This window comes from Roseivirga thermotolerans (assembly GCF_014653175.1).
Taxonomy (GTDB): Bacteria; Bacteroidota; Bacteroidia; order Cytophagales; family Cyclobacteriaceae; genus Roseivirga; species Roseivirga thermotolerans.
This window is the reverse complement of the sequence record NZ_BNAG01000003.1, coordinates 824,519-848,337: the sequence shown is the minus strand read 5'-3', so window position 1 is coordinate 848,337 and position 23,819 is coordinate 824,519. Positions and strand designations below refer to the sequence as shown.

Genomic DNA, 23,819 nt, shown 5'->3' with positions numbered 1-23,819 from the left:
TCGCTGCCGGCATCGGCTGTTGTGCTGGCGGTGGGCTGGGTGATGGCTGTTTCATCGTCTCCGTTCACAAAGCCTGCATAGCTGATGCTCAGGGCTGGGTTTTCCTCGCCATAGGTTTTGGACTTGTCATCGGCCGTGGCGGTTAAAGTGGCTTTTTCGATGGTCAGGGTCTGTGTAGCATTGGTGGCTGCCAAATAGCTATCATTGCCTGCCTGTGAGGCGGTAATGGTGGTTTCTCCTACTCCTATTATGCTTACTGTGCTACCGCTTACAGTGGCTACATTGGTATTGGAACTGGTGTAGGTCACCGTAAGGTTCGAGCTGGCTGTAGCGGTCAGCTCAAAGTCTTCATCTCCATAGGTCTTGGCTTCCAGCGCATTGAATGTAATGCTTTGGGCAATTTTGCTCACAGGGCCTTGCAGGCTGCTTTCCTGAGCTGTGCCGAATACGTGCCCATCGCTTGGCGTTACTTCAAAGCTGATGTATTTACCTATATGGTCACTTGTCAACGCATAGGTGATTCCGCTGGCTCCGCTAATGGCTGCTTTATTGTTGCCATTTGCATCATCGGCCATATACCATTGGTAAGTAGAACCACTTTCCGGGTCACTATTTCCATCACTGAAGGTGTAGGTTCCCGTCAGGGTTTGGCCTACGATCAGATCACCGGTAATCTCTACATCAGTTACCGTGGGTGCCTCGTTCAGGGCAACCTCAACCCCTGTAGCATCCGCAGCCAAGCTATTTCCAGCTAAATCTCTTATATCTCCAATGGAGGGATTGTAAGTAATAGTAAGTTTAATATGAGCTGAGCTCAGGTCGTCAAAGCCCAATATCAGCTGATTATCTTCTGCAGTGCCATCTTCCAGTGAAAGCACACAGAGCTGGTTGTTATTGACATTTTCAACAATAAAGTTATTTGCATCGGCCTCATCAATCTTCACTTTCTCACTGAAGGTCAGAATAATCTGTGTGCCGCTACCCTTGGTGGCGCTCACTAAGGTTGGGGCAGTCTGATCATTGGTTACGCTGATGGATGTGGCAGCCGTGTTGAGATTACCGGCCAGATCGGCCGCAACATTGGCCGAAACAGCCACTGTAACCAAGCCTTCTGCCGAAGGGCTAATGGTAGCCGTATAAACACTGGCACTCACCGTGGCGAAGCCACTGGCTGTTCCGTTGGTTACAGAAATATCTTCCAGCTCAAATCCTGAAACATCTTCACTGAAAGTGAAAGTGGCAGTGAATTCACGATTAGTAAATTCATTGACACTACTGGTTATAGTAAGAGAAGGAGCTATTTCATCTACATCAAGCACTTCCACTTTGAACAGCCTGACATCACTGTCATTTATAGGAGCTGCCCTACTGGCGGTTACTTCTACCAGATACTCATTATCTGAATCACTGTCGGTTGGATTTTCAAAATCAGGTGCGGCTAAAAAGCTTAACACTCCGGTCGATTCATCTATATTGAAGAGGGACTGGTCAGCTCCTCCTGTAATGGTATAGGTTACGCCTGCTTCTCTATCGCTGGCATCGCCCCCAAAAGCATCGATATCTAAGGTGGTAGAATTCTCACTCAGCTTAAGTGTGTCAGGCACCAGAAAGATGGTATTGGGTTTACCGGGGGTAGGCATACCGCTAAAAAATTGAGTTGCATTATCCCGCACTGCCTCATTCTGTGGAAACCGCTGCAAGCTAAAATTGCTGTTGAAAACGAGATCGTCTAAACCACTTAACCTTTCAATCTCTAAAGCAACCCCTTGCCCAAGTGGATGATCTATTAGCCCTTCGCCAAATATCAAACTAAAAGTATTTTTAATTACTACTTTATGATCGTCAAAAAATGGATTCGAAACATTGGGAGTAGCACTAGTACCCAGTACAAAATATCCATTTTCATCAGTAACGATATCAACGTAAGAACTAAAAGTAGTCAACTTTAAATTAGACACATTACCAATTCCTCCATCATAGAGTTCCAGAAACTCTATTTCACCACTTCCATCATTTTTAAGCTTTATTTCATTGATTTTAACAGGTGTTCTTGGGTATCTCAATTCACGGAAACCACTATTATTAATAGCGGTGACCAAACCAACCTCTGCAAGATTTAGCTTAAACGTTAATAAGAAAGCATTCACTAAACCTATAGAGCTGTTAGAAGCTTCCAGATTCTTCAAATTTAATGAAGACATAGAGTAAGCCAGTTCAGCGTCTGAAACTTCACTTATACTAAAAACGAAATCAATCTCTCCATCTACGGTAAGTACTTGAGTAAAGCTTCCATCCCCTTGTTCAACGAGAAAATCCATTGTAAAACTGCTTTCATTGGCAAGGTTTTCAGACCCAGAATATATCGACTCGTTAGGGTTGAAGTCTCTAAGTGTAAAATGTAATTGCACTGGGTTGGCATTAGGATATGCCCCTGCCAACTGAGGTATCAATAGCCCCAAACTAGCGGTGTTCAACCTAAATGGACTGCCCTCCGGTATATCTTCATCATTCAAGACAAGATTAAGCGTTCCGGCAGTATTATCGTTTGTCAAATTGGTAGTATAAGTCGGAATGGTTTCGTTGTTATACTCTATTAAAGCATTGCCGGCCTTGTCGACAAGGTTGTTATCAGGGCTAATACCCAACCGTAAGACCTGATCTGCCTGGTTATACAAAGAGCCAATGATAGTTGCTTTCACCAATACCTCATTGTTTTCTTGGGGAACGGCCTGCGTAATTATTCCTTCGGCAAAACCGCTTACCAAATCCATTTGAAAGTCGTCAAGAGTCAGGTTATCTATTGCTTCAGAAAAACTCACCCTATAGGTTATCTCCTGTGATTCCTTACCGGGTGAATCTTCTAACCTCACTGATAAAACTTGAGGCGCTGTTTGGTCGTGGGTTATGCTGATGGATGTGGCAGCTGTATTGAGATTACCGGCCAGATCGGCCACAACATTGGCCGAAACAGCCACTGTAACCAAGCCTTCTGCCGAAGGGCTAATGGTAGCCGTATAAACATCGGCACTCACCGTGGCGAAGTCACTGGCTGTCCCGTTGGTTACAGAAATATCTTCCAGCTCAAATCCTGAAACATCTTCACTGAAAGTGAAAGTGGCAGTGAATTCACGATTAGTAAATTCATTGACACTACTGGTTATAGTAAGAGAAGGAGCTATTTCATCTACATCAAGCACTTCCACTTTGAACAGCCTGACATCACTGTCATTTATAGGAGCTGCCCTACTGGCGGTTACTTCTACCAGATACTGATTATCTGAATCACTGTCAGTTGGATTTTCAAAATCAGGAGCGGCTAAAAAGCTTAACACTCCGGTCGATTCATCTATATTGAAGAGGGACTGGTCAGCTCCTCCTGTAATGGTATAGGTTACGCCTGCTTCTCTATCGCTGGCATCGCCTCCAAAAGTATCGATATCTAAGGTGGTAGAATTCTCACTCAGCTTAAGTGTGTCAGGCACCAGAAAGATGGTATTGGGTTTACCGGGAGTGGGTAGCCCGTAATAAAACCCTGAGTTGTTGTTTCTTGTGGTGGCCACATCTTGTGGAAAACGACCATAACTATATTGTTCGCCCAACTCCACCTGAAACATATTCTCCAGCCTGTCTATATCGAATTCATAAGAAAATTTAAACTGCTGAGTCCAAAAATAAATAGTGCCTCCATAAAAATTTAAGGAGTCTAGCGCTGTACTTGAAGCATTAGGTGTATTACTAGACCCTAGTACATAATATCCCTCATCGTTGGTGGTCATAGGTATTTGAAAGTTAAAAGGGCCAGATTTTTCTAAGATATCGACCAGCACATTCTTAAAAGTCACATTTCCTAAACCGCCATCGTATAGCTCAATGAATTCTATCTCCTCAGAATCATCTTCCTTGTATTTCACCTCATTGACCCTTACAGGACTCAGTGGATAACGGAGTTTTTCCCATCTTTTGTTAATAGCAGTTACAAGGCCGGCAGAAGCCAGATTGAGCTTAAACCCGAGTATAATGGTGTTGATATTGCCAATAGTAGAGTTCGAAGCTTTTAAGTTGTTGAATTTTATAGAACTCATAGTATAACCTAGACTATCAAGTGCTACATCATCAGCTCCGGCAGTAATATTCACCGTACCTGAAATGTCAACTGCTTTTTCAAAGGCATCGGTATCCGTATTCAGCACATAAACACTCAGCTTTAGTTCGCTTTCATATACCAGATTTTCGTTACCCGTGTAGTAGCTAATGTTCGGACTAAGACTGTCTAACTCTGCCACCAATTTTACCGGATTTCCCTGCGGGTAGTACTGGCCCAAGTTGGGAATTAAGACAGAAAGAGAAAGGGTATTCAGTCTAAAGGGGCTAACGCTTGGTACATCGTCATCTTCAAGAATTAAGTTAAGTGTTCCGCTGGTTTCGTCTTCCGTAAGGTTTGTGGTATGGGTTGGTATCTGTGTTGGGTCAAAATCCAGAAGTCGGTGACCGGCCAAATCGGCTATGTTATGATCCTGGCTAATTCCTAGTCGGATTACCTGATCGGCTTTATTGTATAGCGAGCCAATGACTGTAACTTTTACCAAAACCTCAGTTTCGTTCACTTTTTCGGCCTGAGTAACAATTCCCTCTGCAAAACCTTCAATTAGATCTACCTGAAAATCGTCTAGCGTAATGTTTTGAACGGCTTCGGAGAACATTACCTTGTAGGTAATCTCCTGGGCATCTTTAGCCGGGCTATCTTCCAGGGTTACAGTGGTAACCTCCGGGGCCGTGAGATCATACTTAATGCTAAATTCACTGGCGGCTTTATTCGAAAAATTCGACTGGTTTACGGCCGAAGCTTCAGGCACATTTACTGTAATATCTCCTTCGGCAATGGGTGTAAGGTTAGCTGTAAAAGTGACATTGTCTTGGGTGGCGAAATCGGAAACACTCGCATTTACAACGACTAAGTCTGAAGCCTCAAAACCCGTTACTTCTTCCGAAAATCGAATTTGAATGGGTATGGTTGCCTCTTGGGTACTGGGCGAAAGGCTGCTTGTAATTTCTACTGTTACATCTGGTGCCACAAAGCCAATTATCGGAAACGAGTAATAACTCTTATCATCCGTATTGATGGTGAGCGTAGCTTCTTGTCTCGGTTCTGAACTAGTGGGTGTAAAGGATACAGTAAACAAGGACTGTGCTCCTACTGCCACATCGGTTGCCGGTTGTTGTGTTACAGAGAAGCTAGAGGCATCATCTCCGCTAAAGACAACTTCTATAGACTCATAGTCCAAAATGGAGTCAGTAAGGTTTTTCAGGTAGAAATTGGACGAAATGGTCTCGTCTACCACAGTGGTACCCATATACTTTTTATATACCTGCGGGGTAGCAATTTCAAGAGTCCTTCCTTCGAGATAGTCCGTAACTCCTCCCGGGTTGTGAAAAGAAATATTAGCAAAATGAGCCGTAGGAAAAGGTCCATTGATCTGATCCATGGTAAAGAGAAAATTGGGAAGGTATTTAAGCAGCCCTGTTTGCTCATAGGATTGCTCGTGCTCTAGCCCAAACACTTCATAGAAATTAGCCGAATACAGATTCATGGAATATACCTCTCCGGAGGCCACCACATCAAAATCGGCATCGACCGTCATAGTGGGCGAATGAGATAGATTATCTATATTTTCTCCCCAGGTTAGGCCAAGACCAAAGTACCCTGGGTATTGAGGCGTTGGGAATTCTGCGGCAAGGGTAAAGTACGTTCTTTTGCGTTTTTTGGAAATACCATCGGCTGTGACATCGTCTAAAAGTGTGCTGTCTACCCTTACATGATACTCTATTTCATCCATGGCTGACTGGAACTGCTCATCGGTATAATCAAAAGGCACCTGACTGGATTCGTTATTAGTACTCCGACTCGAAAATCTGGTAGTGGGCAGAGGACTGGGAAGTGGTGTGGCAACAGACCACTCAAAATACCCCCGTTCTATTCTCAGGTTTTCTTCATCGCCCAGGGCCTTTATTCTTATCTGATGAATGAGACTATCCGGAACAGTTTCTTCATCTACCACCATATAAGGCATAGATCTTATTACTTCAGGAAAGTCTAAAGTGAATATAGGTCCGTTAGTTCCTTGACCGGTTGGAGTAACCACGGTCATTTGACCGGAAACATCTCCACAAGACTGACTGACAAAGCAGGTAATAAAGTTTGGATTATTGAATTTACCGGGAACCGGCACACAGTCGCAGCCACCAATAGTCACACTTATAGGATTGGCTAAAAACACTCCAAAAGCCTGCACTTCTATTCCACCCTCTACCTCCATAACATAGGAGTTACTAATGATAATCGGGTTTTGGGCAACCAGCTCTTTACTGATTGAACATATAAACAGAATTAGGAGCGCCAGCCTTAACTTGCAATACACCGCTTTCATAGAGATACCTTTTTTTGTAACACAAAGCTACTTTCGGGCAACCTGCACGCTTTATATACAAGGGGTAAAATCCGGCCAACCAGAGGACAAAATTCGGCCAAAACCTTCCTTTAATTCATAGAATCCAGTTTTATATGTGAATTATGTATCGCATCTTAGCCTAAGATTTACCGACCAACTCAACTAGACCTGAATACCTTAAGAATCCATATTTTCAGACACCTCATTGGCCTGACCGTGTTGCTATTGGTTTGCAAGATTTCCTTGGGACAAAACCAAGGCTATCGGTTTAGCCAACGCTCCATTGGCGTGGAAGAGGGGCTGAGCAGCCGCAACACCAACTCCTTTTTCATGGATTCGCAAGGCATAATGTGGATGACCGGAGGCTTGGGCTTAGATCGATATGACGGACATCGCTTTGAACATTACGATGTCAACTCTGGTCAACTCCAGTCTAATAGTTTTGTGTCTATTTCTGAAGGCCCCGATGGAAAGATATGGCTGGGAGAGCTGGGAGAAACTTACAACATACAACTGTTCGACCCCATTCTTAAAAAAAGCAGCTGGTGGTGGGAAGAGATAGACACCACCGCTCTGAAAGGTGAGCCCGTGCAACTGGTTATTGGCGATATGGCCGAACCTGCCATTTGGCTGGTTACCGCTCATCGGGTGCTCAGGTATGGGCAGAGCAAACTACTTGAAGAGGTTCATTTTAGCACAATACCCATACGGGAATCGATGCCCGCAATCGAAGGGCTATGGATTTATACTGGCGAAAACTTAAAGCTAATAGGTGCCAAAGGCCGGGTAAAAAGAGATTTCAATCTGCCTCCGAATGAGCTATTTATACTGGAGGGAGTTGATAGCCAAAGCAATATCTATTACCGACAAAAAGTAAGCTTTGATGACCTGGATAGATCCAGAAAATTTCGCAATAACGAACCGTGGAATTTGGGGGGAAATAGGCCGTGGAACCGATATGTATTCTTATCCATAAACCCCTACAAAGACCATATACTCACCTCCGATCATGTGACCGGTGATATGGTGGTTTTTAATACCGATTTGAAAGAAATTGCCCGTTTTGTACCAGACCCTCACTTTTATAAATTTCCGCCACAATATTACTGGGATCGCCTGGGCAACGGATGGACACAATTCAACGAATTGGTACATGTCTTTGCTCTTGAGAAGTACCGATTTAAAAATCACTTAACCAACATCATTACTTACGGGGAATTGGGCGTAGGGGCTCGCGGAATTCATATCGAAAACGATACAACCATTTTTGTGAGTAGCCTGGGAGGTTCTTTTATCCTCAACCCAAAAACGGGCAACTACCGTAGGTTTTTGAGTAAACCGGGTAAACTGGACATTGCCGATTTACTAGGCCTCCGACAGTTGTCCATTTTAAAGAACTCTGAAGGCAAAATCCTTTTCTCAAATGAAGGGGGCAGAATCAACTATTTTGAACCCCGAACCAATACCTACGGTACTATTTTTCCGCAGATTGACAGTGCCCAGCAAGACAAGCTTTATATGAATTGGGTTATGCACGAGCATAGCTCGGGCGACCTTTGGATCGGACAGAACGCAGGACTTTCTAAAGTAGAAAAAGGAGCCGGCACCTATTTGCCCTTCAATGACTATAACAACTTTATTGAGCTAAAGACATCAGCTGTTTACGATATTCACCAAACCAACGACACCACCCTGTGGATAGCCAGTGAAAAAGGGCTCTACCGTCTCCACCCGGCAAAGGGCATTGTAGAAAAAGCTCGCTTACAAAGTGTGCATTCAGGAGACCTGGCCGTGCTAGACATTAACTCGTTTGATGATACCGGATTATTGTACCTGGCTACCCAAAGCGGCCTAATGCGCTACCACACAACCCAAAAAACGGTGGATGCCAAATGGAACACCAGTAATGGGCTCTCAGACAACATCTGTTATGCCGTTTACAAAGACTCTCTCAATCGGTTGTGGGCTCCCACCAACAAAGGGATTAACCTGATCAACCCGGATGGTTCAGTGCAAATTTTTCAAACAGGCGATGGGCTCATTCACAATGAATTCAACAGAACTTCGCATGCTCAGGCTCCTGATGGCCGCTTGTTTTTTGGCAGTCTAAATGGAGTTACCGAAGTGAACCCTTCCGACTTTCCGCTGCATGAAAGCACACACTCTGGTGTTTTACTTACTAACCTGCGCATTCAAAAGGCAAGTGACGGAAGCTATGAAAGCTATCAACGAGACCTCTCCTCACTAGATGAAATTGTCTTACACCCTTCCGATTTGGGGCTGGAGTTACAGTTTAGCCTGCTAGACTACCTCGGCAATCAATTCAGGTCATTCTCTTATAAAATTGAGGGGCTGGATAATGACTGGACTTTCGTAGATAAACCCGAGGTAAGAATTAACCGCCTGCCTTATGGAAACTATCAGTTGCTACTGCGAGGGCAAGCACCCAATGGAGTTTTTACATCGCAAAAAGCATTTAGGCTACGGGTGCTAAAACCCATATACCTTCAATGGTGGTTTTTCCTTCTTCTCATAGGTCTGGTCGTAGTTTGCGTGTTGATACTGCAACGAATTCGCGAAAAAAAGCTGCTACAACGGCAAAAAGAGCTTGAAACCAAAATCAATGAAGCTACCCAGGAAATAAGAAAACAGGCCGAAGAACTAAAAAGCCTCGATCAGTTAAAGTCTAATTTCTTTGCCAATATTTCGCACGAATTAAAAACACCTTTGAGCCTGGTGCTGGCTCCTTTGGAAAAAACACTGAAAAACAATGAACTGGAGCAGGACCTGAAAAAAGATTTGGCCCTGGCCAGAAGAAATGCCGAATCGGTAAAGACACTTGTCAACGAAATATTAGATCTCACACGGCTAGAGAATGGTGTTGCACAACCGCGCTACTCTCGCGTAGATATTGAAGCTTTTCTAAAGGTACTGGTCGAAAATTTTCAGCCAAAAGCCCAGGCTAATGGAATAGAATTAAGTTTTGAGTCGCAGATAAACAATGAACCAACCTGGGTGGTAGACCGAAACATGACGGAGAAAATACTAAACAACTTACTTTCCAATGCTCTAAGACATACACCTAGACAAGGACAAGTTGAACTTATAGCATACCACAAGTCGGGCGATTTAGTACTGGAAGTAAAAGATTCCGGAACCGGTATTAGCCAGGAAGACCTACCTTATATTTTCGACCGTTTTTTTCAAACCAAAGACCCCAACAAAAAGGCCGAAGGAGGAACAGGCATTGGGCTTGCCCTGAGCAACGAATTGGCTCAGGCCATGAATGGTGACCTTTCGGTAGAAAGTGAGCCGGGGGTAGGCAGTACTTTTACCCTTACGCTTCCTAAAGCCAGCATAACAGCATCTATGCCCACAAGCACAACCCCTGTCAGCGAACCAACTGACCACCCCTACCTACCTCACATTCGCTACACCGTGCTTTTAGTGGACGATAACGAGGATATCCGTTCTTTTGTAAGCAGCAACTTACAAGATCAGTTTGAGGTGATTGCGGCAAACAATGGCCATGAGGCGCTCTCTCTTTTACAAAAAGAAACGCATGAGATACACCTCATAATTTCTGACATGATGATGCCGGAAATGGATGGTCTTGAGCTTCTCGAGACATTAAAAGCAGAAGATAAAACCAAAAATATACCGGTTATTTTTCTTACGGCCCGAACTGCAGAAAGAGATAAAATTGAGGCTTTTAGAATTGGTGTAGATGATTACCTGACCAAACCCTTCTCGCTCGATGAGCTTAGAGCAAGAATAAAAAACCAACTCAAAGCTGCCTACCAAAAAAAGATGGCGGAAAAAGGAGAAGAAGAAATTCAGGATTTACAATTAGACCTATCTGACAACGATGTCTGGTTAAGGCAGTTGCGCCAACTCACCGAACAGCACATTAACACCGTGAACTTTAGCATTGGTATGTTGGCCGAAAAAATGGGTATGAGCGAGCGAACTCTCTTCCGAAGAATTAAGAAACTCACAGGGTATTCACCCAACGTATACCTGAAAGAAATACGCCTTCAAATGGCCAGAAGAATGCTGGAAGAAGGCAAGTGCAAGAGTATAGCTTCAGTGGCGCAGGAAATTGGCTTCACCTCTTTTAAATATTTCTCTAAACTCTTCAAGGAGAGGTTTGGCAAACTTCCCAGCGAGTACCTCTGAGTCCATATTCATAAAAGTCCCGCTACTTAGGTTAGAAACAAAAGAACCTGCCCCAGCGGGCAGGTTCTGTACAGGTATTAGCCTGTTATTGAGTTTCTAACCTTAGACTAGATATCTAAGCGATAGTAGCGCGTATTGCCATATTCAGTTAGATAATCACTGGCATTTAGAAGCTTTCTCAAATGCTTGTTCTTATACTGTCGAAGCTTGGTAATTGGAGCTTCTAAAAGCAATACATCGTGCGCATCATAAATCTTAATTATTCGCATGGGTTCTACCTCTTCCATGGTACCATCTTCAAGAAAAATCAGGTTGGGCTCATAGGCCTCCACATTTAACTCTTTCTTTATGATACCTATTAATTCGTGGGCTTCTTCCCTTGTCAATTTCGCCTCTTCTCTAGTATGAGCGAAAACCGTAGCGCCTATCGCAACCATGATGCCGATCACTAAGATCAGTCTTCTTTTCATGGTGTTCCAGTTGTTTAATACTATTGAGTTCATGACCTTTTGTTGTTTTTATTTCGAGTTTCCGACTATTCGGAAGGTGCCGACCAAAGCACCGTGCCAGTTCTTATCCAAGCCTTGTGCCACAAAACACACACACCTGTAAATCAATCACTTACCATTTTTATTAACAGTCATTAACCTCAAAGTTTGTACACTTGCGAACACTTGTGTTGCGAGAACAATACACTGTAACATTTTGTAAATCAGGTCGTCCGCAAATAAAAAACCCCAGCCATCTGCCGGGGTCATTTCTCCAATTAAGTAAGATTGCACTTTTACTTAATGATGATTGTATGATAAAAGCTTCTGCCGTCTGCAGTAAACTGAATATTATATTTGCCTGAAGACAGTTTCGAAACATCGTAGCGTTTCATCCCTCCTTCTGAACCATCCAGGTGATGCTTATATACCAGGTCGTTAAACTGATCGGTCATTTTCATCTCAAACCCATTCTTATTCTCTCCCAGAAAGACCTTTAATTCATTATGGGTAAGTCTTACCACCGGTTTCACATACACTTTTTCCTCATTTCGCTTTAGGGTGGCACTTTCTTCTGTTACTTCAATAGGAAGCACCTCCAATGACGACTCATTTTCTACTTCCAAAAGCAATTCTCCTTTTTGCAGGTGCTTTAGGTCGAACACTTTGGAATAGCTTTCTCCGGTCACCCGATCGCTAAAAAGCAAATCGCCCGACCTGTTCCATATAGAAACCTTGGTTCCTTCGGTAACATTTTTCATTTGAAGAACCACCGATTTTGAAGCTTCTCGCTTAATGTAAATTTCTCTTTCAGTTTTGCTGGCCTGAGCCATGAATCCGCTGGTTAGCAATACTATGCCGGCCACGATTTTTGTGAATTGATTTTTCATTGTTGTTGCTTTTTGAGTTTTGATTTTTCTTCATAAGTCTTCGCCAGAAACATGATTCAGCGAATTCTTACTCAAATGAACGCGGAACAGAAAGTGGGTTTGTCATGAAGGGGTAAACGAATGTCACGAATTGTCACAATTCGAAAAGGAGTTGTCAGAAAGTGCATTTTAGGACTAAACCTTCCAGTCCAATCTCAACTTTTCCATTGCTATAATGCCCGAAAGAGTCACCCCCGGAATACCCTGGCCGGGGTACACCGTATCTCCCACCTGATAGGCCTTATATCCATCAATCCGACAGTCGAGCATTTGCCAGGGTTTTATGTTCAGGTATTGAGGATAGCCTCCCACAAAACCCCATTGACGCCCCGTCCATTTTTGCCAGGACTTTGGCCCCGAACTATGATAAACCTTTAGGTTTTCAGGCTTAAAAAAATCGTGCTTTATCAATACCTTAATTATCGCTTTCTCTACAACTGAGTTATCAATCAGGCGATGTTGAGGATTGGGCAAATGGGTACTGACCGACATAACCCTTTCACCACTTACATCTGTTCGGTCGGTATCTTGCGGATGGTTAAGACTCACAAAAATAGAGGCAGACCCGGTTTCCGGCAGGGGTTCAGACAAATGAATCTGATGATGAATACTATCGAAATGCCGGTGAGGAACAAACCCGATACCCATTTGGAAAGCACTGTTGAGCTGCTCGGACATCATGGTGGCCTTAGTTTTCAAAGCAATTGAACCACGCGAGAATAGCTTTTGCGTATTGTTAACGGGAATGCCGGAAATTAAATACTCGGTCTCATATGCTCCCTTATTTGTTTGCACCCGGTAGCCCGAAGCCGTACGACTGACACTCTCTACCTTTTCCCGATAGACAATTTGTCCTCCATGGTCTTCCACATACTTTACCAAAGGAAGCACCAGGTTCAACAGGCCACCATCAACATAATAGTTAGAATAGTTGGTATAGCAGAGCGCAGCCGCCCCAAAGAGAAAGTTTACCTGCTCCATATGGTTTTGAGCTGTGATGAGTAGTTGCTCATTCACAAAATCTACAAATGGCTTATTTTCCAGTAAACTATGTTTCTTCAGAACGGCTTCTACCGAAAGAAAGGCATAGGGCAAATGGGCTAACTGGCTAAAAGAAAAATGTTTTAAGGAAGCCAATACATCAATAAAGCGTGTGGGTGGAAAAGAAAGCTGCCTGAGCGAATTTTGCCAAACAAATTGGCTCACCTTGAAGCATTCTGTCCAAAAGGCTCGTTGACCACTTTCACCAAAAACTCGCTCAGCCTCTGCTATCCACTCCTCTAAAGCCTCATAGCGATTCACGCGTATTCCTCCATTTAGCCAAACTTGCATGGGTAAACCCAATTTTCTTAGGGGTAGCTCAATACCTGTTTTGTCTATGACATATTGCAAAGGCATGCCCTCTCCCAGTCCTACCAGGGTGGTAGCCCCGGTTTCAAAAACGTATCCTTTACGCCAATATGAAGATGTGCAGCCACCTGGTTGCCAATTTTGTTCGATAATCCGAACTTTTAATCCTTTATTTGCAAGTAAGGCAGCGGAGGTTAAGGCCCCCATGCCCGAACCGACTACCAGTACATCTGTTGTGTTCAATGTCAGAAGCTTAAGCTTTGTTGAATTTATTTTTCAAATCCTTGAACAATAATGTAGCACCTAATGTTGGGTAGTCGATAAAGAAAAGTAGTAAGCAAACTTCTTACTCAGTATAATTAATCATTAATGAAAGTAGCGGTTTTTAGAAAGGAGCATTTCAATGCTGCCCACCGATTGCACAACCCCGAATGGTCTAAAGAGCAAAATCAGGAAATCTTTGGCAAGTGCAACAATGAGTACTATCACGGTCACAACTATGAGTTGATTGTGAAAGTAACTGGCGAGCCCAACCCCGAAACGGGCTATGTGTACGACATGAAAGTACTAAGCGACCTGATTAAAGAAAATGTGCTCGAACGCTTCGACCATAAAAATCTTAATCTGGATGTAGAGGAATTTAAACACCTAAACCCTACTGCAGAAAACATTGCAGTAGTCATTTACAACATTCTTAGAACCAAAATTGAGCCTTCGCTCGATTTGAAAATAACCCTATATGAGACAGAACGCAACTTCGTTGAATACCCAGCTTAACGGACTCACCATTGAGGAAATTGGAGATGAGCACATTGGCACTTCTTACGATACGCCACTCAAGGCCGATGCCTTTGATATGGATGATGAACTGAAGATGAATCTCATTGAAGACAAGTTCAGGGAGATTATGGAAATAATGGGGCTCGACCTTACGGACGACAGCCTTTCCGGCACACCGCGCAGGGTGGCCAAAATGTACATCAAAGAAATATTTAGTGGATTAAACCCTGCAAACAAGCCCAAAGTCGCCTTGTTTGATAATAAATATAAGTATGATGAGATGCTGGTAGAAAAGGATATTACCTTTTACTCCAACTGTGAGCATCACTTTGTGCCTATTATTGGTAAGGCCCATGTAGCCTACATTTCCAACGGTCAGGTCATCGGCCTGAGCAAAATCAACCGAATTGTAGATTACTATGCCAAAAGACCACAGGTTCAGGAGCGACTTACCGTTCAAATTGCCAACGAACTCAAAGAAATCTTGGGTACTGAAGACGTTGCCGTTGTAATTGATGCCGAGCACCTTTGTGTTTCTTCCAGGGGGGTTAAAGATGTAAACAGCAGCACGGTTACGGCTCAGTTTCACGGTAGATTCAAAGAAGAAAGTACCCGCAACGAGTTTCTCGGATACATTCATCAGAAAAAATAGGCATGACAGGAAAGACAGTTCTCATTGTGGGGGCCAGTTCGGGCATTGGCAAAAGCTTAGCTCAACTGTTAATAAAACAAGGAGTCAGGGTAATTTCAGCTTCCCGAAATAACCCTGAGTTGGAAGATGTAAAGCACTACACTCTGGATGTAACCGCAGCTGAACCTGACTTTTCCTTCTTGCCAGAAACTCTGGACGGCTTGGTCTATTGCCCTGGCTCCATTAACCTCAGGCCATTTCAGAGACTAACCATTGCCGACTTTCAAAAGGACATGGAAGTAAACTTTCTTGGGGCAGTAAAAACGCTTCAGGCCGCTTTTAAAAGCCTAAAGAAATCAGAATCTGCATCGGTAGTACTCTTTAGCACCGTGGCTTCTAAGTTGGGCATGAATTTTCACTCGTCTATTGCATCGGCCAAAGCCGCGGTAGAAGGTTTAGGCAAATCGTTGGCTGCGGAGTGGAGTTCGCAACACATTAGAGTGAATGTATTGGCTCCCTCTTTAACCGATACCCCTTTGGCCGAACGGCTGCTTGCAACAGATGACAAAAAAGAAGCTTCCAATAAAAGACACCCCATAGGCCGTTATGGAACCACCCACGATTTGGCCGAAATGGCTTCGTTTCTACTAAGTCCTAAAAGCAGCTGGATCACCGGGCAAGTGATAGGAATAGATGGTGGCGTTGGTAGTCTCAAACCTTAAACTATGCTGCGGAGACTCATAACACTCAAACAACATAAAACCTTCATCCCACTTGTAAGCACTTCCCCAAACCGGTAATAAATCACTCAATATCAATAGGTTGAACTCAACCCTGGCGACACGGGGCAATTCACTTTATTCTTCTTTCGTTTTCTGACCTCATCTGCTATCTTTGCACGTCTTAAAAACTAAGGACCTAATTATGTCTTATCTTATTTATGCAGTGCCCGTTCTGGGCTTGATCGGATTATTGGTGATGATCGCCAAAGCGAGATGGGTAAACCAACAAGATGCCGGTGACCAAAAAATGCAAGACCTGGCTCAACACATTAGAGAGGGAGCTCTTGCATTTCTTAGCGCTGAATACAGAGTATTGGCCATTTTTGTTGTTATAGCCGGAGTACTTCTGGGTGTCATTTCGCAGGTAGTAGAAACTACCCACTGGTTCATTGTGGTGGCCTTTGTTATTGGTGCCTTTTTCTCAGGATGGGCCGGCAACATTGGTATGCGCATTGCCACAGCAGCCAACGTTAGAACCACACAAGCAGCCAGAACAAGCTTATCGAAAGCATTAAAGGTATCGTTTACCGGTGGTACCGTAATGGGACTTGGCGTTGCCGGACTGGCAGTGTTTGGTCTTAGTATTCTTTTCATCCTTCTTTTCCAGTATTTCATGGGTGGTGAGTGGACCAACACTCAAGACATGACTGTGGTGCTAGAAGCTCTTGCCGGTTTCTCATTAGGTGCTGAGTCAATTGCCCTTTTTGCCCGTGTAGGTGGTGGTATTTACACCAAAGCAGCCGATGTTGGAGCTGACCTTGTAGGTAAAGTGGAAGCAGGTATTCCTGAAGACGATCCAAGAAACCCTGCTACTATTGCTGACAACGTAGGTGATAACGTAGGTGATGTGGCCGGTATGGGTGCCGACCTTTTCGGTTCTTATGTGGCTACCGTGTTAGCCTCTATGGTTCTCGGTAACTATGTAATTCGAGATATGGGGGGTTCAATCGATGATGCTTTTGGTGGAATTGGTCCAATCCTTCTTCCATTAGTGATTGCAGGAGCCGGTATCATCTTCTCAATACTGGGAACACTGGTAATCAAAATCTCTAACGAAAACGCTAAAGAAGCCGAAGTTCAGGCTGCTCTTAATAAAGGTAACTGGGGATCTATTGTTCTAACAGCCATTGCCTGTTGGTTCCTGATAGACCTGTTGCTCCCTGCCACCATGCAAATGTCTTTGTTTGGCGAAGGCATTGTAGAAATTACTTCTACCCGGGTATTTGGAGCCGTTGTAGTGGGCCTCATTGTAGGTGGTCTTATCTCTTATATGACAGAGTTTTATACAGGTTTGGGTAAAAAGCCCGTAATGTCAATCATTCAAAACTCATCTACCGGAGCGGCTACAAACATTATTGCAGGTCTGGCTACCGGAATGAAATCTACCTTTGCCCCTATTCTCCTGTTTGCAGGAGCCATTTGGGGAGCCTACGAATTGGCAGGTTTTTACGGTGTAGGTATTGCTGCTTCGGCCATGATGGCTACTACAGCCATGCAATTGGCTATCGATGCCTTCGGTCCTATTGCCGATAATGCAGGTGGTATTGCCGAAATGAGCGAGCTACCGGATGAAGTAAGAACTAAAACAGATATTCTCGATTCTGTAGGAAATACTACCGCTGCTATTGGTAAAGGATTTGCTATTGCTTCGGCTGCTTTGACAGCACTTGCCTTATTTGCGGCTTATGTAACCTTCACAGGAATTGATGGAATTAACATCTTCAAAGCCGATGTACTGGCTGCCCTGTTTATTGGTGGTATGGTTCCAGTAATTTTCTCTGCTTTGGCTATGCAGTCAGTAGGTAAAGCCGCCATGGAAATGGTGAAAGAGGTAAGAAGACAGTTCAAGGAAATTCCTGGTATTATGGAAGGTACTGGCAAACCTGAGTATGGTAAATGTGTTGAAATTTCTACCAAGGCAGCCATTAAAGAAATGATGTTGCCAGGAGCTATTACCATCCTGTTCCCAATTGCCATTGGCTTTATTATGGGCCCTGAAGCACTTGGTTCATACATGGCCGGAGTGGCTGTTTCTGGTGTGCTTTGGGCCATATTCCAAAACAACGCAGGTGGGGCCTGGGACAACGCCAAGAAATCGTTCGAAGCCGGTGTTGAAATTGATGGTGAAATGACCTACAAAGGTTCTGATGCTCATAAAGCAGCTGTAACTGGCGATACCGTAGGTGATCCATTCAAAGATACCTCAGGGCCTTCAATGAACATTCTTATTAAACTTACCTGTCTGGTAGGTTTGGTTATTGCGCCAATCTTGGGTGAAATGTATGGTACGGGAGAACACAGTACCGATGCCCATGTAGAAATTGATCCTGTAGAGATTCACATCGATGATGTTGAAGATATTGTTACAGAAGTAGAGTAACATTGAAGTGCCGCAAGGCATAAAAGCTACAAAAGCCTGTAAGTGAACACTTGCAGGCTTTTGTTTTTATTGGCCAAAACTGCTTTTTAGTTAAAAAACATATATTTCCTCCACTGAGCCGGCCTTGTTTGTTCATGCCGGATACAGTCAAATCAGACTTCATAAATTGCCAAAATACCAGCCTCAGAGACCATATATAGCAGGGCTATTGCTGTTCTTCACATACAATTATTTGCAAAAAATCTAACCATTTGATAGAAAACACCGTCCCATAGCATAAGGGCTTTAATTATATTGCGTTGTATACTTTACAGGTCAACCATTAAACGCGGCTATTTTTTTGCCACCTCTGACTATAGCTGAATTTTTTTTCAGTTTTTCTTTATTCAAAAACTCAACAAAACAACAACTATGAAAAAGCATAGGTCAGCAGCTATTTTCCATTCAAAAACACATTGTCATTCTGTCTCTATTATATCATTCTACTTGATGTAATAGGGCATGGACAAGCTTATACTTAGAATTAAAAAAGGTGACGAAAGGGCCTTCGAATCTTTCGTTGACCTAAACCTGAACAAGGTTTTCAATTTTTGCTATTCACTGTTGGAATCGGTAGAAGACAGTGAAGAAGTGTGTCAAGACGTTTTCCTCAAGTTCTGGGCAATACGCAAGCAAATCAATCTTGACTCATCGCCCTATGCTTTGCTCTTCCGAATCGCCAAAAATCTAGCGCTCAACCGAATAAGAGATAATCAAAAACATATGGGAAGCCTGGAAATCAATGAGTCGATGGTTAGCCTCAACACCACCATGGAAACCATAATCTTAAAAGACATGGAAGACATCATAAGAAAAGCTATAAACACCCTTCCGCCCAAAAGGCGTACCGTGTTTATGCTGAGCAGATATGAGGGGCTTTCCAATAAAGAGATTGCTGCAAAACTGAACATTTCTGTAAATACAGTAGAAAGCCAGATGAGTAAAGCCATAAAAACCATACATGCCTATGCAAATACGGTTTCTGTTTAATTCTTAGGGTTACTTACTTATACCGCAAGAAGAGCATTTCTGAACCTTGGCTCCATTTGTGTCTTCACAAATGGTTGTTAAAAGACGCTGTGAGGACACAGCTTATGGCTAGTATACTGGGGCTAACAAATGTGATCTAAATGAGTAACCCTATTATTTTTTTTCTAACGAGTAATGGCTACAGCCAATCCTTGTGTACTATTAGTTAAGCCTCCCTTTTTTTGAAGGAGCACGAAATGACAAATACTAAACAGACTATTGGAAAAGAAATATCCAAATCATAAGTCATCAGAACTACGGCAACTCATTCGCAACACGGAAGACACCGATCAGTTGCACAATTTGCTGAGCGACCTTTGGGAAGAAACCTCCAATGAAAAGCTTCATGAGTATGATGAAGTCACTGTGAAGCAAAACATTCTGAAAGCTATAGTACCCCCAAAAAGAACACACACACAACCTTATACTCCCACTTCGTCTTTTCGCTCAAAAAACAACATCCGAAAAGTTGTAGTTGGAGCTAGCCTTGTTCTTTCAATTATGGTGGCTTATTTCTTTATAGCCCCTGGCTCTCATCAAAGTAATCAGCTGCCGGCACAGGCCGATATAGTAAAAGCCACAGCCAAGGGATTTAGAAGCACCATCATTTTACGCGATGGTTCTAAAGTAACCCTTAATGCCGAAACCAAAATCACCTATGACCCCGGCTACGGAATAACTAATAGAAACATAAGCCTCGATGGAGAAGCCTTCTTTGAAGTAGCCAAAAACAAGGATCTCCCTTTTGTGGTTACTTCCAGAAATCTTTCTACCGTTGCCCTGGGTACCTCTTTCAATGTGCGCGACTATAAATGTGAAAAGCTAGCCTCCATCTCTCTGTTTACCGGATCGGTGGAGGTAAGCACCTTAGATAGCACTAAGCATTCCAAAGACTCTTCATTGGTACTCTACCCCAATGAGCAGGCCGAATTCAACAAAAGGTCTAACAACCTCACCAAAAACACAATGGACAGAGAAAAGACAGCTGCCTGGAGAGAAGAGAAGCTATACATTGAAAATCAACCCCTTAAAGAAATAGTTAAAATGCTTGAACGCTGGTACGATGTGGACATTGACATTGAAGGCGATTCGAGTGCCAAAGAATTGTATTACAAAGGAACAGGCATATTCGAAAGACAGAGCCTGGAAATGGTGTTAAGCACCATTGGTTATAGCATGGGCTTCGAAAGTCAGATAAATGAAGACCAGATACTAATTAAACTTAATGATCAATTGCCTATGGAAAAACTAAAAACAGATACGCCTATGAAATAAACAACCGCTAAAACTACCAAGGCACCCTGTTGCAGCAGAAGTGCCTTGGACATAACTGTATGTTTAATATTAAAACACCTCTAAGATATGAAAAATAATCTTAAGGCGGTGCTGTGGGGAGCAGCACGTCTTTGTCTGTATGGGACAATCATTCAATGCATGGTCTTATCTACCCTGATGGCCACCAAATCCAGAGCTCAAAGCATTAGAGAATACAAAGTAACTCTGGAGTTAAACGAAGCTTCACTAAAGGAAACTTTCCGAAAAATAGAAGCCCAGTCGCCTTTCAAATTCTTCTATCAACAAGAAGATCTCAACAAGAATGTAAACATCAACTTGTCATATAAGAGCTATACCGTAGCCGAGTTATTGGAAACAGTATCTAAGCTGGCACAGCTCAATTTTAAACAGTTCAACAACAACATTTCCGTTTCTTCCGCTTCGGAAAACCCTCCCGGTGCAGAACCAGCCGTAAGTATAGCTGAAGTCCGCACCATTACCGGTAAGGTTACTGAAGGAGAAGAAGGGTTTGGAATGCCACAGGTGAGTGTCTTCATTAAAGGCACCAGCAATGGTACGCTCACAGACATGGAAGGAAACTATTCGATTGAAGTACCTGACGACAACACTATTCTGGTTTTCAGATACTTAGGATACATCACTCAAGAAGTCACTGTAGGTTCCAGAAGCATTATCAACGTAATTCTGGAGCCCGATGTAACCAATCTGGGCGAACTGGTAGTAACCGGTGTTGCAGCAGAAACACCTAAAGAAAAACTATCTTTTACCATTGCCAGTGTCGATGAGCAGGTACTTACAAAGGCACCGGCTGCCAATGCAGGAAATGCCCTAGTAGGTAAAGTAGCCGGTTTAAGAGTGGCTCCGAGCAATGTTCCGGGTCAAGGACCCTCCATCTTATTGAGAGGTGCTACCAACCTCAGAACCAGCAACTCACCACTCATTTTGCTCGATGGAGCCATACTTGAAGGAAGCCTCTCCGATATCAGTGTTCAGGACATTGAGCGGTACGAGATACTGAAAGGAGCCTCTGCAGCCACCCTTTACGGATCGCGGGCAGCCAATGGTGTAATTGCCATTTACACCAAGTCGGGCAAAGGGCTCGAGGTAGGCCAAACCTCTGTATTTGTAAGAAGCGAAGTAGTTTCTGAAAACACCTATAAAGGAAGACACCCCGAAAAAGCCAGATTCCATAACAAGCAAACCGATGCCAACGGAGATATTATTACTGACGATGACGGCCTGGCCTTAGACAAAGTACCTTCCATCAATGAAGTGCCATTTTCAAGGTACAGAGATCACCTCGAAGACTTTTTTAGAGGAACCACTTCATTCAAGAACTACATTCGGTTAAGCAACCGAACCGCCAATTCCAACCTCAGCGTTTCGTTCGAGCAACAAAATGCTTCAGGAGGTATTGAGATGCATGAAGGTAATCGCAGATACAATTTTGCGATAGGCCTCGATCAGAGTTTCTCTGACCGGTTCGACCTGAAAGTTCGTTCCCGATACATTTGGGATAGAGACGATACTCGCCCAAGAAATATTGGCACTTTGATTTTTGCTTCACCAGATGCCGACTGGTTTGCTCCAAACGAAGAAGACGGAAGTCCTTATAACTACGATGCGAACTCGTTTATTCTCGATTCCTTCTTTAACCCCTTCTACGTACTCACCAACAACCGATCAGAGCGCGTTAGAAAACGTTTTATTGCCAGTGCTCAAGGTGATTTACACATTACCAACGACCTGAAGTTTACCGGTATAATGGGTTTCGACACCAGGGCTGATAACTCCAGTGGTCATCAAAATCCGGGTTATCTGGCAGTGGTTGGAGACCCCGGTCAGGGCGATATCGACCGCGGCTATGCCCAAACAGTAGCCATAAATGCCAGCGGCCAGTTTACTTACATAAAGAAGTTTGGTGATGTTAACCTCCGGTCTACTCTAAAATATCAATACGAAGACCGTGTGGATGAAGGCTTCACCATTGATGGTGATTTTCTGGGACTTCGGGACTATGATCATTTAGATGCTGTATTGGCAGATATTTCCGGCAGAGGCTATCAATTTTTATCAGCCACAGACACCAGACCCATAAAACTGAGATCGGACAGTTATGCGCTTGCTGTTGGTGGGGACTATAGAGATCGATACATTTTTGACTTCGTATTGAGAAGAGACGGCTCTTCATTATTTGGCGAAGATGAAAGGTGGCAGTGGTTCTACAGAGGCTCATTGGCCTATCGTATTACACAGGACTTTACCATACCCGGTTTTCAGGAGTTGAAAGTTTCAGCCTCATTGGGTACAGCCGGAGGAAGACCTGGTTTCAACGACAGGTTCGAGATCGCCAATGTAGCCAATGGGCTCATCTCTTTCCCCCAACAGTTGGCCAACCCTAAGCTTAAGCCCAACATTACTACAGAGGCAGAATTTACCCTTGGCGGTAGATTCCTAAATAAGTTCAACTTCCTGGCCTCCTACTCTACTCAGGAAAACAGAGACCAGATTCTCTCTGTGCCAATATCGGTAGCTGCCACGGGTGGCCGATCTACCCAAATACAGAATGCCGCCACATTATCGACCAATACCGTTGAATTTACCTTAGGTTATCAGGCCATTCGTAGTGAAAACGTTGGGTTGACCTTTGATTTGGTGGCAGACCGGACCGTGCAGACCATTACAGAGTTCAATGCACCACAGGTGCTCTCTTCCGGTGCCGGCATTTGGAGAGAAGGCAGTGAGCTTACTCAAATGTATGGTAGAAGATACGCTAAGTCTCTGAATGAACTAACCGTTGACGAAAACGGCATTGTGTTGAACGGTCAGTTTGCAGGCCTCGGAAACACCTCTACCATTGATGATTACGAAATCAATGACCTAGGATACGTAATTCCAAAAGGAACTCAATACACTAATGAGGAGCGTGTGGTGCCCATTGTAAACGATAATGGTGAGGAAGCACAGGAACTGCTGATTGGAAACGCCCGTCCCGACCTAAACCTGGGGTTAAGAACAGGATTCCGATATAAAAATGTGAATGTGTACATGCTATGGGAAGGCCAGATTGGTGGAGACGTGTACAATGCCGGCTTACAGTCGCTCGATAGGGACGGACTTGGCCCGGACTATGACCAAGCGCACCGACCGGAAGGGCAAAGACACTACTCCAGCTTCAGACAATCCATTTACAACGGTAGACGATTGAACGCTGAGTATGTAGAAGATGCCTCACACATTAGACTGAGAGAACTTTCAGTAAACTATGAACTGAGAACAGCACAGCTTAGCAAGTTGGGATTGAACAACGTGTTTAGAAGTGTACAACTAAGTGCTATTGCCAATAACGTACTGCTGTTTGCTAAATACCGTGGCTTCGATCCAACTTTTGGAGGTATAAATGATCGTTACGATACATATACCTTCCCGCTCATCAGGACTTTCTCAGGTTCAATTTCATTCACTTTCTAATACCTACTTAAACAGAATG

At 43.7% G+C, this 23,819-nt stretch carries 12 protein-coding genes; 8 read left to right on the top strand and 4 right to left on the bottom strand.

Features of this window, described 5'->3' with window-relative positions:
* A partial coding sequence (locus IE164_RS13765; RefSeq protein ID WP_189630796.1) for an Ig-like domain-containing protein occupies positions 1-6,425 on the bottom strand: 6,425 nt, incomplete at its 3' end.
* 264 nt (positions 6,426-6,689) lie between these two features.
* Between IE164_RS13765 and IE164_RS13760 the strand changes: the two genes are divergently transcribed.
* Complete coding sequence (locus tag IE164_RS13760) at positions 6,690-10,625, top strand: hybrid sensor histidine kinase/response regulator transcription factor (protein WP_189630795.1); 3,936 nt, start codon at positions 6,690-6,692, stop codon at positions 10,623-10,625.
* Between the two features lie 107 nt (positions 10,626-10,732).
* Here the strand turns inward: IE164_RS13760 and IE164_RS13755 are convergent, their stop codons facing one another.
* The 3 genes from IE164_RS13755 to IE164_RS13745 all read right to left on the bottom strand — a co-directional run bounded on the left by IE164_RS13755 (position 10,733) and on the right by IE164_RS13745 (position 13,635).
* Entirely contained in the window at positions 10,733-11,128 is a 396-nt protein-coding gene (locus tag IE164_RS13755; protein ID WP_189630794.1) for a hypothetical protein, read from the bottom strand.
* Positions 11,129-11,409: 281 nt separating this feature from the next.
* Positions 11,410-12,003: a T9SS type A sorting domain-containing protein gene (locus IE164_RS13750; protein ID WP_189630793.1), complete on the bottom strand. Its 594-nt coding sequence runs from the start codon at positions 12,001-12,003 to the stop codon at positions 11,410-11,412.
* A gap of 174 nt (positions 12,004-12,177) precedes the next feature.
* Positions 12,178-13,635 carry a phytoene desaturase family protein gene (locus tag IE164_RS13745; protein ID WP_189630792.1) on the bottom strand — a complete coding sequence of 486 codons (1,458 nt, stop codon included), beginning with the start codon at positions 13,633-13,635 and terminating at the stop codon, positions 12,178-12,180.
* Between the two features lie 126 nt (positions 13,636-13,761).
* On the opposite strand from IE164_RS13745, the gene IE164_RS13740 reads away from it, so the two are divergent.
* From IE164_RS13740 to IE164_RS13710, 7 genes are all read left to right on the top strand, one after another.
* A complete protein-coding gene (locus tag IE164_RS13740; protein WP_189630791.1) occupies positions 13,762-14,169 on the top strand; it encodes a 6-pyruvoyl trahydropterin synthase family protein in 408 nt (135 codons plus the stop codon).
* Complete coding sequence (folE, locus tag IE164_RS13735) at positions 14,132-14,824, top strand: GTP cyclohydrolase I FolE (protein WP_189630790.1); 693 nt, start codon at positions 14,132-14,134, stop codon at positions 14,822-14,824. Before IE164_RS13740 ends, folE begins: the two co-directional genes overlap by 38 nt.
* Positions 14,825-14,826: 2 nt before the next feature.
* Complete coding sequence (locus IE164_RS13730) at positions 14,827-15,525, top strand: SDR family NAD(P)-dependent oxidoreductase (protein WP_229838690.1); 699 nt, start codon at positions 14,827-14,829, stop codon at positions 15,523-15,525.
* Between the two features lie 202 nt (positions 15,526-15,727).
* Positions 15,728-17,965: a sodium-translocating pyrophosphatase gene (locus tag IE164_RS13725; protein ID WP_229838689.1), complete on the top strand. Its 2,238-nt coding sequence runs from the start codon at positions 15,728-15,730 to the stop codon at positions 17,963-17,965.
* Positions 17,966-18,466: 501 nt separating this feature from the next.
* On the top strand, positions 18,467-18,994 hold the full coding sequence (locus tag IE164_RS13720) for an RNA polymerase sigma factor (RefSeq protein ID WP_189630789.1): 528 nt from the start codon (positions 18,467-18,469) through the stop codon (positions 18,992-18,994).
* Between the two features lie 258 nt (positions 18,995-19,252).
* Positions 19,253-20,308, top strand: a complete 1,056-nt coding sequence (locus IE164_RS13715; protein ID WP_189630788.1) for a FecR family protein — start codon at positions 19,253-19,255, stop codon at positions 20,306-20,308.
* 87 nt (positions 20,309-20,395) lie between these two features.
* Complete coding sequence (locus IE164_RS13710) at positions 20,396-23,800, top strand: SusC/RagA family TonB-linked outer membrane protein (RefSeq protein ID WP_189630787.1); 3,405 nt, start codon at positions 20,396-20,398, stop codon at positions 23,798-23,800.
* The last annotated feature ends 19 nt before the right edge of the window (positions 23,801-23,819 follow it).

What these genes read in the sequence shown, in the direction of transcription:
- IE164_RS13755 (WP_189630794.1), bottom strand. Translation starts at nt 11,128, where the DNA reads ATGAACTCAATAGTATTAAACAACTGGAACACCATGAAAAGAAGACTG.
- IE164_RS13750 (WP_189630793.1), bottom strand. Translation starts at nt 12,003, where the DNA reads ATGAAAAATCAATTCACAAAAATCGTGGCCGGCATAGTATTGCTAACC.
- IE164_RS13740 (WP_189630791.1), top strand. Translation starts at nt 13,762, where the DNA reads ATGAAAGTAGCGGTTTTTAGAAAGGAGCATTTCAATGCTGCCCACCGA.
- folE (WP_189630790.1), top strand. Translation starts at nt 14,132, where the DNA reads ATGAGACAGAACGCAACTTCGTTGAATACCCAGCTTAACGGACTCACC.
- IE164_RS13730 (WP_229838690.1), top strand. Translation starts at nt 14,827, where the DNA reads ATGACAGGAAAGACAGTTCTCATTGTGGGGGCCAGTTCGGGCATTGGC.
- IE164_RS13725 (WP_229838689.1), top strand. Translation starts at nt 15,728, where the DNA reads ATGTCTTATCTTATTTATGCAGTGCCCGTTCTGGGCTTGATCGGATTA.
- IE164_RS13720 (WP_189630789.1), top strand. Translation starts at nt 18,467, where the DNA reads ATGGACAAGCTTATACTTAGAATTAAAAAAGGTGACGAAAGGGCCTTC.
- IE164_RS13710 (WP_189630787.1), top strand. Translation starts at nt 20,396, where the DNA reads ATGAAAAATAATCTTAAGGCGGTGCTGTGGGGAGCAGCACGTCTTTGT.